The organism is Nostoc sp. KVJ3 (assembly GCF_026127265.1).
GTDB lineage: Bacteria > Cyanobacteriota > Cyanobacteriia > Cyanobacteriales > Nostocaceae > Nostoc.
Window position 1 is genome coordinate 364,289 of the sequence record NZ_WWFG01000001.1, and the last position, 13,600, is coordinate 377,888.

The 13,600-nt window shown below is 43.0% G+C and carries 14 protein-coding genes; 7 read left to right on the plus strand and 7 right to left on the minus strand.

Annotation, left to right across the window (positions count from 1 at the left end):
* Positions 1 to 14: 14 nt before the first annotated feature.
* The gene (gene accB / locus GTQ43_RS01625) at positions 15 to 572 is read right to left on the minus strand and encodes an acetyl-CoA carboxylase biotin carboxyl carrier protein (protein ID WP_265270097.1); all 558 of its coding nucleotides are present in this window, start codon (positions 570 to 572) and stop codon (positions 15 to 17) included.
* A 109-nt stretch (positions 573 to 681) separates the two neighbouring features.
* A complete protein-coding gene (gene efp / locus GTQ43_RS01630; protein WP_265270098.1) occupies positions 682 to 1,239 on the minus strand; it encodes an elongation factor P in 558 nt (185 codons plus the stop codon).
* Positions 1,240 to 1,429: 190 nt separating this feature from the next.
* Here efp and GTQ43_RS01635 point away from each other — a divergent pair, with 190 nt between their 5' ends.
* Entirely contained in the window at positions 1,430 to 2,536 is a 1,107-nt protein-coding gene (locus tag GTQ43_RS01635) for a peptidylprolyl isomerase (protein WP_265270099.1), read from the plus strand.
* Between the two features lie 65 nt (positions 2,537 to 2,601).
* On the opposite strand, the gene GTQ43_RS01640 is transcribed toward GTQ43_RS01635, so the two are convergent.
* Positions 2,602 to 3,174: a Uma2 family endonuclease gene (locus GTQ43_RS01640; protein ID WP_265270101.1), complete on the minus strand. Its 573-nt coding sequence runs from the start codon at positions 3,172 to 3,174 to the stop codon at positions 2,602 to 2,604.
* 90 nt (positions 3,175 to 3,264) lie between these two features.
* Between GTQ43_RS01640 and thiL the strand changes: the two genes are divergently transcribed.
* On the plus strand, positions 3,265 to 4,308 hold the full coding sequence (gene thiL, locus GTQ43_RS01645) for a thiamine-phosphate kinase (RefSeq protein ID WP_265270103.1): 1,044 nt from the start codon (positions 3,265 to 3,267) through the stop codon (positions 4,306 to 4,308).
* Between the two features lie 54 nt (positions 4,309 to 4,362).
* Here thiL and GTQ43_RS01650 read toward each other — a convergent pair whose 3' ends face one another.
* Both GTQ43_RS01650 and nadD read right to left on the minus strand, forming a co-directional pair.
* A complete protein-coding gene (locus tag GTQ43_RS01650) occupies positions 4,363 to 5,376 on the minus strand; it encodes a type I glyceraldehyde-3-phosphate dehydrogenase (protein ID WP_265270105.1) in 1,014 nt (337 codons plus the stop codon).
* Between the two features lie 116 nt (positions 5,377 to 5,492).
* Positions 5,493 to 6,119: a nicotinate (nicotinamide) nucleotide adenylyltransferase gene (nadD, locus tag GTQ43_RS01655; RefSeq protein ID WP_265270107.1), complete on the minus strand. Its 627-nt coding sequence runs from the start codon at positions 6,117 to 6,119 to the stop codon at positions 5,493 to 5,495.
* A 402-nt stretch (positions 6,120 to 6,521) separates the two neighbouring features.
* Between nadD and murC the strand changes: the two genes are divergently transcribed.
* From murC to GTQ43_RS01675, 4 genes are all read left to right on the plus strand, one after another.
* Complete coding sequence (murC, locus tag GTQ43_RS01660; RefSeq protein WP_265270109.1) at positions 6,522 to 7,967, plus strand: UDP-N-acetylmuramate--L-alanine ligase; 1,446 nt, start codon at positions 6,522 to 6,524, stop codon at positions 7,965 to 7,967.
* A 125-nt stretch (positions 7,968 to 8,092) separates the two neighbouring features.
* Entirely contained in the window at positions 8,093 to 9,094 is a 1,002-nt protein-coding gene (murB, locus tag GTQ43_RS01665; RefSeq protein ID WP_265270111.1) for a UDP-N-acetylmuramate dehydrogenase, read from the plus strand.
* A 182-nt stretch (positions 9,095 to 9,276) separates the two neighbouring features.
* On the plus strand, positions 9,277 to 9,624 hold the full coding sequence (locus tag GTQ43_RS01670; RefSeq protein ID WP_100900466.1) for a YbaB/EbfC family nucleoid-associated protein: 348 nt from the start codon (positions 9,277 to 9,279) through the stop codon (positions 9,622 to 9,624).
* Positions 9,625 to 9,700: 76 nt separating this feature from the next.
* The gene (locus tag GTQ43_RS01675; protein ID WP_265273640.1) at positions 9,701 to 10,180 is read left to right on the plus strand and encodes a low molecular weight protein-tyrosine-phosphatase; all 480 of its coding nucleotides are present in this window, start codon (positions 9,701 to 9,703) and stop codon (positions 10,178 to 10,180) included.
* Between the two features lie 59 nt (positions 10,181 to 10,239).
* Here the strand turns inward: GTQ43_RS01675 and GTQ43_RS01680 are convergent, their stop codons facing one another.
* The gene (locus tag GTQ43_RS01680; RefSeq protein WP_265270120.1) at positions 10,240 to 10,923 is read right to left on the minus strand and encodes a response regulator transcription factor; all 684 of its coding nucleotides are present in this window, start codon (positions 10,921 to 10,923) and stop codon (positions 10,240 to 10,242) included.
* A gap of 631 nt (positions 10,924 to 11,554) precedes the next feature.
* On the opposite strand from GTQ43_RS01680, the gene smpB reads away from it, so the two are divergent.
* On the plus strand, positions 11,555 to 12,022 hold the full coding sequence (gene smpB / locus GTQ43_RS01685; RefSeq protein ID WP_012407256.1) for an SsrA-binding protein SmpB: 468 nt from the start codon (positions 11,555 to 11,557) through the stop codon (positions 12,020 to 12,022).
* Positions 12,023 to 12,104: 82 nt separating this feature from the next.
* Here the strand turns inward: smpB and GTQ43_RS01690 are convergent, their stop codons facing one another.
* On the minus strand, positions 12,105 to 13,523 hold the full coding sequence (locus tag GTQ43_RS01690) for an IctB family putative bicarbonate transporter (RefSeq protein ID WP_265270126.1): 1,419 nt from the start codon (positions 13,521 to 13,523) through the stop codon (positions 12,105 to 12,107).
* Between the last annotated feature and the right edge of the window lie 77 nt (positions 13,524 to 13,600).

Sequence of the window (13,600 nt, forward strand, 5' to 3'; positions counted from 1 at the left end):
ATATAGATTAATACTTAATCGGGGTTAATTCGCATCAAAGGTTGACCATATTCTACAGCGTCGCCATTTTGGAGAAGAATTTCCATCACCTGTCCAGAGACTTCGGCTTCGATTTCATTCATCAGCTTCATGGCTTCAATGATACAGACTGTTTGACCCTTGCGGATGCGATCGCCCACTTCCACAAATGCCGCTTCCCCAGGCGCAGGAGCGCGATAAAACGTTCCCACCATTGGGGAAGGCACTTCCACTAATCTCTGGTCAATGATTGAGGGAGGATTTACTGATACCTGCAATTGTGTGCTACTACCAGTATTCTCAAACACGCGAGATGTGGACACCTCCGTTACCTGACTCGTGTTCATCTGGTTTCCCCCAGATGAACCCGATGTCAAGCCCGAACCTACCACACCGCCGAAGGTCGGTTGACCTACCGACAACATCTGATTGCTGAAGCTCACAGCCTTACGAACTGTTAGTTCAAAATCATCGCTTTTAAGCGTGACTTCTGCAATATCTGTTTGTGCGATAGTTGCCAATAGTTGGCGGATTTCATTAAAGTCCAATGGCACAGTTTTTATTACCTCGACCTATCCGTAAATTAGCATCTTAAGTGTGGCAGGGATTTAATCCTTATGTAGGGATTTCAATCGGGAACAAGCATCTCCGTAGAGATGAAAGTTATTCCCTGCTGATATACTTATCTTCTTGGGTATCAACTTTGATGCGTTCTCCTTGAGAAATAAACAAAGGAACCATCACAATTGCACCAGTTTCTAGAGTTGCGGGTTTTGAGCCACCGGTAGCAGTGTCACCTTTTAAACCTGGGTCTGTTTGGATAATTTCCAGAACCACAGATTTAGGCAATTCTACTCCTAGCACCTGTTCGCCCCATTTAATAACTTCAGCTTCCATACCTTCCTTCAGGTATTTGACGCGATCGCCAATTTGTGCCTTGGTTAATCTGCCTTCTTCGTAGGTTTCCATATCCATAAAGACAAACTCATCGCCCTCTTTATAGGTATGCTGCATCGTGCTTTTTTCTAAAGTAGCTTGGGGCACAGTTTCCCCCGCTCGGAACGTTTTTTCCATCACGCTCCCACTCTGGACATTTTTTAACTTAGTTCGGACAAAGGCAGAACCTTTACCTGGCTTGACGTGTAGGAATTCAAGCACTCGCCATACAGACCCATCCAATACAATTGAAACACCGGGTCGAAAGTCGTTACTGGAGATCATGAAACTTTCAAATTTTGGAAGACAATCGGCATTTATTGTACCCTTCTAGAGTCGTCATTGGGCATTTGTCATTAGTTAGTTGTCATTTGTTCCCCTGCCCTAGACCTCTGATCCACTCAGCCCTTAACGTGGGAAGATTATTTATGGGTTACGTCCAGTCAACAAATTAATGCTGCATTTGAGTTATCCCATGCTTAACTTATTAAAATCCTGGCTGAAGAACAGCCTAATGGCAATACTGCTGGTAACAATATTTTTAGGCATAACTACAGCTGGGTGGACTCCCTCCAGTAGCGCCGCATTGCCATCTGGCAACGCAATTACCGATGGCAAGGCTTTGTTGCGGTATGCACTCCCGATAGATAACAAACCTGTACGGCAACTACAAGCCAGTTTAGAAGACATCTCAGCCCAACTGAGAGCGAATCGGCGGTGGGGTGCTATTTCCAAGGACATCAGCCAAGCATCCCGTATTCTCGATAAACCCTCCCAAATCTTAACAAGCGTTCCCACAGAACGCCAACCCCAAGCCGAAGCTTGGATTAGCGAGTTGAAATCTGGGGTGGGTAAATTGCAAGAATTGGCGAACAGCAAAGATAAAGAAAAAATTCTGCAAGATAGAGGCAAACTTCTGAATCTCGTGACTCAGCTAGAAGAGTCAATGGTGAAAGAATTCCCCTTTGAAGTACCTGCCCAGTTCAGCAACCTGCCACAACTTAAAGGTCATGCCACTGTAGAAATCAAAACCAACAAAGGCGATTTGACCATTGTAGTAGATGGTTATAGCGCCCCTGTCACTGCTGGTAATTTTGTCGATTTAGTACAGAAGGGTTTTTATAATGACTTAGAATTTACCCGTTCTGAAGAATCTTACTTTCTGCAAACTGGAGATCCTGCGGGGAAAGACGTGGGTTACATTGATCCCAAGACGGGCAAATATCGCGCTATTCCCTTAGAAGTCTTAGTTCAAGGTGATAAAGCACCTACTTATGGTATTACGCTAGAAGAAGCTGGTCGTTACATCGATATGCCAGTTCTACCTTTCTCTGCTTTTGGTGCAGTGGTAATGGCTCGTCCCGAAAGTGAAGTAAATGGTGGTTCATCACAATTCTTCTTCTTTTTGTTTGACCCAGAACTCACCCCCGCCGGACGCAATCTATTGGATGGTCGTTATGCCGTTTTTGGCTATCTCACCGAAGGCAGAGAAGTTTTGGATAAACTGAAGGCTGGTGACAAGATTGAATCGGCAAAAGTCGTCCAAGGAATAGAAAATTTGGTTGAGCCGCAAGCAGCATAATAAAGAGCAGGGGGAAAATAATTCCTCTTGTACAGACGCGATTCATCGCGTCTCTCCTAACTCCCCTAATTTAGATTGCCGGCAGCGAACACTCGATCGCAGTTGATCGCTAATTCTGGAAAAGTCCGTGATACAATCTCCTGAGTAGCGGTAAAAACTGTTTCTTCGTAAAATCCATCTTCCAGTAGTAACACCGAAACTTTTGCTTTCAATGGGTCTACAATCCAATATTCAGGAACCTCTAAAGCCGCATATTCAGAACGCTTATGACGATAGTCCCGTTTCACCGACTCTGGACTAACCACCTCGACAATTAGTAACGGCGGTGACTGAAATACTGCTGAGGTATTCAACAATTCTCTGGCTTGCTCCACTGTCACTACACACAAATCAGTCAACCGAGATTTATTTCTCCCCGTTCTCACCCCACTTTCTCGAAAACACAGCCAAGTTGAGCTAGAACGTTTGATTTCTACTTTCAAGGCAGTATCCAGAAAATCGACAATCAGGAAATGTTCAATAGTAGGTGGGTTCATTAGCTCTAGCTTGCCATCCACCAGTTCATAATGAAAATCGCTACCATCATCATAGGTTAAATACTCTTCAAACGTAATGCTGGTTATTGGTCTTGTTACCATCCCAACTGACTCCTAGACGATACCCTTATATTAAATCAGTAAAGCAAATCATCAGTTTTCTTAGTAATTTTGCAGCACGGAAAACCGATTGTGAATAGTGACTTATCTTCTCAACAAGTAAAAGATATCGGTGAACAAGGTCTTTTAGAAAGATTGCAGCGTTTCTGTCCACCAGAAATTATCGGCGATGATGCAGCAGTCCTTGAAACTGCATCAGGACAATCTTTGGTGGTGACTACAGATGTGCTAGTTGACGGCGTACATTTTAGCAACCTCACTACTTCCCCAGAAGATGCTGGTTGGCGAGCTGCTGCTGCCAATTTATCCGATTTAGCAGCGATGGGTGCTTCTCCATTGGGAATCACCGTTGGGTTGGGACTCCCTGGCGAAGTTAAGGTAAGTTGGGTTGAGCGACTGTATCAGGGAATGACAGAATGCCTGCAAAAATACAATACCTCAATTGTCGGGGGTGATGTGGTGCGATCGCCTGTGACCACTTTAGCAATTACCGCTTTTGGTCAAGTTAACCCTAATCAAATTATCCGCCGTTCTGCTGCTGTTGTCGGAGATGCGATCGTTGTTACAGGTGTTCATGGAGCCTCCCACGCTGGCTTAGAACTGCTCTTACATCCCGAATTAGGGCAGAACCTCAAAGATACAGAACGCACGGCTCTAATCCACGCACACCAACGCCCACAGCCACGATTAGATGTCTTACCAATCCTCTGGAAAATTCTAGAATATCAATCCAAAATCCAAAATCTAAAATCCAAAATTCCTGTAGCTGGTATGGATAGCAGCGATGGTTTGGCAGATGCGATTATTCAAATTTGCCGTGCTAGTGGCGTTGGCGCTGTCTTAGAACAAAGAGAAATTCCTGTACCAAAAACTTTTAACCATTGGTTGCCAGAAGAGCAAGCGTTAGCTTATGCTCTATACGGTGGCGAAGACTTTGAATTAGTGCTTTGCTTACCACAAGAGTTAGCATTAGCCTTAGTACAACATCTTGATCGAGGTGCTGCGATCGTGGGCAAGATTACAACCGGATCAACAGTACTATTGCACGACAAACAAAAAAAATTCCCCGACCAAGTTCTGAGTCTTAGCCAGGGATTTCAACATTTTGGTCAATAGTCCTTTGTCATTTTTTTAATGACCAATGACCAATGACCAATAACCAATGAAAAATTATTGCCACTTCTGGGCTACCAATTCTGCCAAATCCAAGACTCGTTGGCTGTAACCCCACTCGTTGTCATACCACGCCATAACTTTCACTAAGTCATTACCTAAGACTAAAGTCAAGTTAGCATCAACAATCGAAGAAGCATCATGACCTTGATAATCAGACGATACCAGTTCTAGTTCGCTGTAGGCCAAAATACCTTTAAGTGGGCCTTCGGCAGCATCTTTGAGAGCTTGGTTAACTTCTTCAGTAATAGTACGCTTCTCAACCTGAACTACGAAATCTACCATTGAGACGTTCGGGGTTGGTACACGCAAGGCAACGCCATTTAGCTTGCCTCTGAGGTCTGGGATAACCAGCGCCACTGCTTTCGCTGCACCAGTGGAGGTGGGTACAATGTTTATCGCTGCGGCCCTCGCCCGTCGCAAATCCCGGTGAGAAGCGTCTAGCAAGCGCTGATCGCCTGTATAGCTATGGGTGGTGGTCATGGTACCTTTGATGATGCCGAACTTATCGTTCAACACCTTGGCTATTGGTGCCAAGCAGTTAGTAGTACAGCTAGCATTACTGATAATGTTGTGTATGTTGTGGTCATAATCATGATGATTCACACCAACCACAAAAGTCCCATCCTCGTTTTTACCAGGAGCGGTAATCAGAACTTTCTTAGCTCCAGCATTCACATGCTTCAGCGCTCCTTCTTTGCTAGTAAATACGCCTGTTGCTTCGATAATTAGGTCAATTCCCCAATCTCTCCAGGGCAACTTTTCTGGGTTGCGATCGGATACGCACTTAATGGTCTTACCGTTAATGATGATAGAGTTATCATCGGCACTAATCTCAGCACCTTTGATCTTGCCTAGCATCGAGTCATACTTTAGCAGGTGAGCATTGGTTCTAGGGTCTGACGTGTCATTAATAGCGACAAGTTCGATTTGGCTATTCTCTCTACCCACCCAGCAACGTGCAAAGTTACGTCCAATCCGCCCGAAACCGTTGATTGCAACTCTAATCACAGTGTCTTGCCCTCTGTATTTATGCTTATATGTTGATATCGTTGACCCCAATCATATCGCAAAGGGGGTAAGCACTTATAACGATAAAGTGTTAGATCAATAAAAAAACACATAATTTATTCAGATTTGTTCGAGTAGAAATTGTTGTTAGTGATATATGATCTGACGGTTTCCGGGACTAAATAACGAATTGAGCGCCGTTCGCGGCACAATTTGCGAATTAGACTTGACGAAACTCCGACTATTGGTATATTCAAGAGTTGCCAGTGAATGGTATATAACTGCTCCTTCAGTTGTTGCTCTACTTGCTTGCAGATTAATTTGCTTTGAGTTATAGTCTCACCACCTAGCAGTCGGGGTGCGATTAACCAATCACACATTTGTGCTAGTTCGTGTCCACGGTACCAACGGGGTAAGGTTTGGAAAGTATCCAAGCCTACAATCCAGTGCCAGTGAGTATTTGGGTAAGAAGCAGATAAGTCAATCAGGGTGTTAATGGCATAAGAAGTCCCAGAGCGATTTGCCTCCACTAGTGAGACAGTAAACGCTGGGTTATCTTTTATGGCTAATTGCAGCATTTCCACACGATGCTCAAACAAAGCTGCTTCTTTGTGAGGAGGATTTAGGGATGGCACCCAAATTACCTTTTCAAGGGATACTTCTTGCATGGCTGTCTCGGCTATGAGCAGGTGTCCCCAATGAATCGGATCAAATGTGCCACCAAAAATTGCTAGTTGTTGCATCCAGTTATGCCTGGGTTTTATGCAATTGAAAAATAGTTTCATTACCAATGTACTATTGTAGTCAATTCACGGCTAAACTTGATGCAATTTCAAATCAGTTTCACTAAACAATGTATTATGTAGCCAATTCCAGTAAGGTAGACAAAATATGTATTTGACATTACAAGAATTTCTTTCCCGATGTAGCCAAAATTTTCAGAATAATCTTAACAACAGTTCAGAAATAGTAAAAACCTCCAACCAAGGTAAAATCATTCTGAACACGCAAAACCAGACCAGAAACAACATCTGGGTATTAAACATAAACACGATATAGGAGTAGTTACGGTAAAAATCAAATTCCTGTTATGATACGCGTGTCATTTGTGATTATGGTGTGGTGTGGTGTAAGAGGAGCATTAAATGACTAATTCTGTAGATTTTAGTGGTAGACCATTTCATTTTATTGGCATCGGCGGCATAGGTATGTCTGCTCTGGCATACGTTCTTGCCAAGCGTCAATTTCCAGTATCAGGTTCGGATCTTCGTCCAAACCACATTACGCACAAATTGGAATCTATCGGCGCTCATATTTTTGGTAGACAAGAGGCAAACAATCTCGAATTCTTTCGCCCTCAATTATTAAATTCACAAGAACAATTAACTGCTGATACTAAGTCAAAACTACCTCAAGTCATTTGTTCAACAGCAATTAACACGAATAATTTAGAATACAAAGCAGCATTAGAATTAGGTTGTCCGGTTTTACATCGTTCAGATGTACTAGCAGCCTTAATTGCCGATTACTACAGTATTGCAGTAGCAGGAACACACGGCAAAACTACAACCAGTAGCATGATTGGTTATATGCTGCTGGAAGCAGGTCTAGACCCAACGATTTTAGTAGGTGGCGAAGTCAATGCTTGGGAAGGTAATGCTCGATTGGGACAAAGCCAATATTTGGTAGCCGAAGCAGATGAATCTGATGGTTCATTGGTAAAACACGCTCCAGAAATTGGCATCATCACCAATATTGAACTCGATCATCCTGACCATTACGATACATTAGAAGAAGTCATCAATACCTTCCAGACATTTGCTAAGGGTTGTAAAACTTTAATAGGTAGCATTGACTGTGCTACAGTACGCGATCGCTTACAACCCACAATCAGCTACAGTTTATACTCAGATACCAACGCTGATTACACCGTCACTAATATTGATTATCGGGCTGATGGCACCACCGCTCTAGTTTGGGAAAAAGGCAAAGCCTTGGGCGTGTTAAAGTTGCGCCTGCTCAGTCGGCACAATCTCAGCAATGCCCTAGCAGCAGTTGCTGTTGGTCGCGTCTTGGGCTTAGAATTTGGAGCGATCGCTAAAGGTATTGCCACCTTTGAAGGAGCAAGACGACGCTTTGAACTCCGGGGTGAAGTTGATGGTATTACCTTCATTGATGACTATGCTCATCATCCTAGCGAGATTCGCGTTACTCTCGCCGCCGCCCGTTTACAAGCAAGACCAGGACAAAGAGTGGTTGCTATCTTCCAACCCCATCGCTATAGCCGGACACTGACCTTTTTAAAAGAATTTGCCGAATCCTTTACCCATGCTGATTTGGTTGTGCTAACGGATATTTACAGTGCAGGAGAACCCAATTTAGGGCAAATTACTGGTGAACAGCTAGCAGCAGAAATTGCTAAACAGCATTCGCACGTAGTTTATCAACCAACTTTACCCTCAGTCCAAGAGTACTTATTAAAAACATTACGCCCAGGAGACTTGGCGCTGTTTTTAGGGGCTGGGAACTTGAATCAGGTGATTCCTGAAGTAATTACTGCACTTTGCGAACCTGCTAAAGCTACATCTTAAAGTGGAGACTTTGCAAAGACTTTATTTCTGAGCAAAGCGCGCGTCTAGCAACGGTTCCATCTGTGAACTCTATTACCGTATCTTTGCGGTAAATAAATGTAAAAATTTTACCAAAAAAAGTAAAGATGACTATTTCCCAGGCAGCTGGAAACGTCTGCACAGTTTCTGCTTTGAATACAAAGAAACATCAAACAAGTAATTCGGTGGATAGTGAAGTAATTTACTTACCAAATACTGATTGTACGATCAAGCCCCAGGCTTGCTTGTCAGCATTTACTTCCTATAGAGTTGGGGGAGCAGCTGATTTATACGTTGCTCCCCGAAACTTAGAAGCACTGCAAGCCAGTCTGAAATACGCAAAAGAACGCGATCTAAAGGTGACAACACTGGGAGCAGGTTCTAACTTGCTAGTGAGCGATCGCGGGATATCAGGCTTAGTTATTGCGACTCGTCATCTCCGCTTCAGCAACTTTGACCCTCAAACCGGTCAATTAACCGTTGCTGCTGGAGAATCAATTCCTAGCTTGGCATTGGCGGCAGCGGAATTAGGATGGCAAGGATTGGAGTGGGCTGTTGGCATCCCTGGAACAGCCGGTGGTGCTGTGGTGATGAATGCAGGGGCACATAATAGCTGTATCGCAGATATGTTAGTTAGTGCCGAGGTACTTTCACCCGATGGAACGCTGGAGACTCTTACCCCAGAACAGTTAGGTTATGGCTACCGGACTTCGTTATTGCAAGGTGGCGATCGCATAATCACCCAAGCTACCTTACAACTTGCACCAGGTGCAGACCCAGCGAAAGTTGTAGCACTCACCAAAGAACACAAAAAGCATCGGTTAAACACCCAACCATACAACTTCCCTAGTTGTGGGAGTGTGTTCCGCAATCCCAAACCTTACAGTGCTGGCTGGTTAATTGAACAAACTGGCCTCAAAGGCTACCAAATTGGTGGAGCGCAAGTAGCACTACTCCATGCTAATTTTATCGTTAACCGAGGTGGGGCAAAAGCCAGTGATATATTCTGTCTCATTCGCCACATCCAACATCAGGTACAAGAACGTTGGTCTATTAATTTAGAACCAGAAGTCAAAATGCTCGGAGAGTTTCAAGGTGCTTGTGGATAGGGAATGGGGAACGGGGAATGGCTAATGGCAAAGATGATGCTGTAAGGAAAAACAATTGATAACCAATTGACCAATGCCCAATTCCCTGATGCATTAATTATTGGTAAAAAAAGAGGCAAATTACTTACCGCATCTATAATTGAATTTGATTTGTTATTCAACGCACACGCGTACAAATAATTATGACAGGTAAAGGACAAGGATTCGGCTTTGGCTTAGGAAAAATGAAGGAACTGGCTGATGCTTTCAAGAAAGCACAACAAGTTCAAGAAGGCGCAAAGCGACTCCAAGAAGAATTGGAGCAAATGGAGATTCTAGGAGAATCTGGCGGTGGTCTGGTGAAGGTGATTGTCAGTGGGAACCAAGAACCCAAGCGGGTAGAAATTTCTCCAGATGCTCTAGGGGAAGGTGCAGAAGTACTTTCCGATCTTGTGACAGTGGCAATGAAAGAAGCCTACAACAAGTCCACAGCAACAATGCGGGAACGAATGGAAGAATTGACCAGTGGGTTAGAGTTACCTGGATTTTAGTCATTGGTCAATAGTCATTAGTCATTAGTCAAAGGACAAAGGACAAATGACTATTGACACAGGACAAAAAATATCTATGCCTTACAAGTTGCTGTTTGTCTGCTTAGGTAACATCTGCCGATCGCCATCGGCAGAAAACATCATGAATCATCTAATTGAGCAAGCTGGCTTGAGCGAAAGCATCATCTGTGATTCTGCTGGTACATCTAGTTATCACATTGGTAGCCCACCTGACAGACGGATGAGTGCTGCGGCTGCTACAAAGTTGGGAATTAAACTGCGTGGTCAAGCACGCCAGTTTCAAAAGTCAGATTTTCAAGACTTTGATTTGATATTGGCAATGGATCAAGAAAATTATGAGAATATCCTCGCTCTTGATCAAACCAAGCAATATCAGCATAAAGTTCGTTTGATCTGTGAATTTTGCTCTCGACACACCTTAAAGGAAGTTCCAGATCCTTATTATGGTGGTCAAGACGGATTTAATGAGGTTATTGATTTACTAATTGACGCTTGTGAAGGTCTACTGACAAAAGTTAAAAGTGAGGAGTTATGAGTTAGGAGTTATGAGTTAGGAGTTTTAATTCCTCACTCCTCACTTTTAACTCCTAACTTTTATTCCACCAGACCATGCTTCATGGCAAAACGCACTAATTCGGCTCGGTTGCTGGTTGAGGTTTTTCTTAATAAACTGCTAACGTACTTTTCCACTGTACGAGGACTCAGGTGTAGTTGATGACCCATATCGGCATTAGACAGACCATGAGTCAATAACTCTAAGACTTCTTGTTCTCTATGAGTTAGGGATGAGTGCAAGTGCGATTTCTGAATTTGAGTGGACAGAGAATTATGGGCATCCCCCGCTTTTGTTGAGGCGGAAATGCCCAAACTCTCTTTATGGGAAAAGCGATACTCCGATTGAATAATTTGCGATCGCTCCAAAAGATTGCGGATTGCTGCTGCTAATTCTTCCAATTCAAAAGGCTTTGGTAAATATAAATCGCACCCTGACTGGTAGCCCAGAATTCTTTCCTGGGTCTTAGTTCGGGCTGTTAATAAAATTACAGGTAATAACCGAAACATTGATTGTTGACGCACCCGACGCACCAGTTCGTAGCCATTCATCTGTGGCATGATTATATCCGTAACAATCAAATCAGGATTATACTCATCCACCATAGACAAAGCCTCTTGACCGTCATTAGCCGTTATTACACAGTAGCCAGACAGTTCAAGATAGTCGCTCACAGACAGACGAGTGCCCAAATCATCATCCACTACAAGGATAGTCAAGGGCATGGATAATACACCCCTAGCATTTTTTTTACTCAGAAATTTGCTTCTACGCCCTTCATCAGTGAACACTGGCAAGAATAGTGTTCTTATGTTTCATACTATGACAGGATTACCAGGTAATTATTGCCTTCAGGGTCTATTTATAAAGAAAATCTTAAATCTTTAGGAGGATTAACGAAGTGTAACTTAACCTTTGAGTCACTCTGCTTAGGAGGCATAGAGAGCTTTTTAATTTGTAATAACTCATTAATAAGGCAGAGTTAGATATTTATTATAGTATAAATTAATATTAATTTTATCAGTAATTTACCAAAATATTAGTAGTACCTATTATGTTTGAAGACGCGCCTATAAGAATAGGCTGTAGGGGCAATTCATGAATTGCCTCTACGTAAATAAAGCGCAGTCTCACATAGAATTGAAACTTGGGATTTTATCTCAAGTTCTGGATAAAGCTCAGATTTAATTGATATCACGTAACTTAAAGTTACCAGAAAACTCTTAATTATGAACTTAGAAAAGCTAAATTAGTGATATACAGTTCAATATTTATAGCGGTTATAATGAATACCCTATAATTCACAAAGCAATCCAAATAATTTTTTAGGTACATTTAAAGCGCACAGAATTATCAATGAGCGACAAGAACGAAGGTTACAAAGTTATTGCTGACAACCGTCAAGCCCGTTATTTGTATGAAATTCTGGAAACTTACGAAGCCGGAATTGAGTTGACAGGAACCGAGGTTAAGTCAATTCGTGCGGGTAAAGTCAATCTTCAAGATGGCTATGCTTTGCTTCGCAATGGCGAAGCATGGTTGATCAATATTCATATCTCACCTTACAACGCCAGCGGACAATATTTTAATCATGAACCACGGCGGACACGCAAGCTGCTGTTGCATCGTCAAGAACTCCGCAAGCTAATTGGCAAAGTAGAACAGCAGGGTTTAACTTTAATCCCTTTGAAAATGTATCTTAAACGGGGCTGGGTAAAAGTGAGTATAGCCCTTGGCAAAGGTAAAAAGCTCCACGATAAGCGAGAAGACCTGAAACGACGACAAGATCAGCGTGACATTCAACGGGCAATGAAAAGTTATTAAAGGTAATCTTCGCCAAGATACTACACCAGAGTAGAAGTTTGTCAGTTGTTTTTCTATTGAACAACTGACAACTTTATGAATGTTAGTTTACTGCTGGTTCGGAGTTAGAGGAATTTATCTGGTTTTGAGCTAAAGGTGTCCAGTAACTGGCAATTAAACCTACGATCAGCCACCAGAGGCTATTGACTTCAGGACGATACCAAACAGTATCTACAGTTCCGTGAGCTAGCATACCCAACAAAATAGCGATCGCTCCAATTAACCAAAATCCTTCTCCACTTCTCAATCGTCGCAATCGTTGCACTTGCAAAACTGCCGTATTAAATGTGACAATTATCAGCCAGAGAAAGCAGCCTAAACCAACAAAGCCAGTTTCTACAGTCACTTCAAACAAAATGGAATAAGCACTCAAAGCAGTGTAACGAGGGTGTTGGTAGAGCGGATAAACTTTATTAAAAGAGTTGTGTCCGGGGCCAATGCCAAAAATTGGGCGATCGCGAATCATCTCAAAGACAGCATCCCACACATTTCGGCGAAAATTATTACTGCTATCTTTGCGATCGACAAAAATACTGAACACTCGCAGACGGACTGGCTCTACAAATATCACTGCTAGCAGTAATAGTCCGATCAAACCCCCCAAAACAATTGGTAGCGCCCAAGTACGCCAAAAACGAGGCATTTCTACGCTTTTCCAATAAACTAGCAATGCCATCACAGCCAAAACTGCCACCACTAATCCAATCCAACCGCCACGACTAAAAGTCAGAATCAGGCAGGCAGCATTGACAATCAGCATTGTTAATGCTAGAGCTTTTTTGAGCCAGCTTTGCCATGCAAAAATTGCTACTAAGCTAAAAATTACTGCTGGTAAGAGGTATCCAGCCAGTAAGTTGGGATTGCCCAAATAACTGTAGACTCTTGTAGTCTTAGACAGAGGAGATTCTGGATCAACCCAAGTTGCCAGTGCTGTGGCTCCAAAAAACCATTGCCGCAATCCATAAACACTGACAATTAAAGATACGTGTAGATAAAGGATGATAATCCAAGACCGGAGGCGAGGCGACCTTAATACCCTGGCACAAAGGGTAAATAGTAGCAAATACAAGGTCAACGTTCCCAAGTCATTAAGTGCCGCCTTTTTCACTGGTGATAATGCTGTTGCAATTGCGGCAACTCCCCAGTAGAGCAATACCAACACGTGAATAGGAGTGACTGACGAGATATTTGCTGGTGTTGCTTCATCAGATAAAGTCAACAACAGCCAAAATCCCACACAAGCCACCAGCAACAAGCCCACCAATGTACTCGAAGCAAAAGGTGCAAGGGCATATACTAAGCTGAGTAAAGCCGCTGCAATCGCATCTCCCCACTGGATCAAGACGCTGGTTTGCCGCCAAGAACTTAACAGTCCGACCAGATAACGGTGTACGTAACTGGTAGCAAGATATTCTTTGAGCGGTAAAGATGATAAAGTAAATCGTTGCCAGACTAAATTCATAAAAAACATTGCGAGCAATTAGTCTGCCGACGCAGAACTTGGAATTGATCATAATGCCTATGGCTATAAAAAGGTAA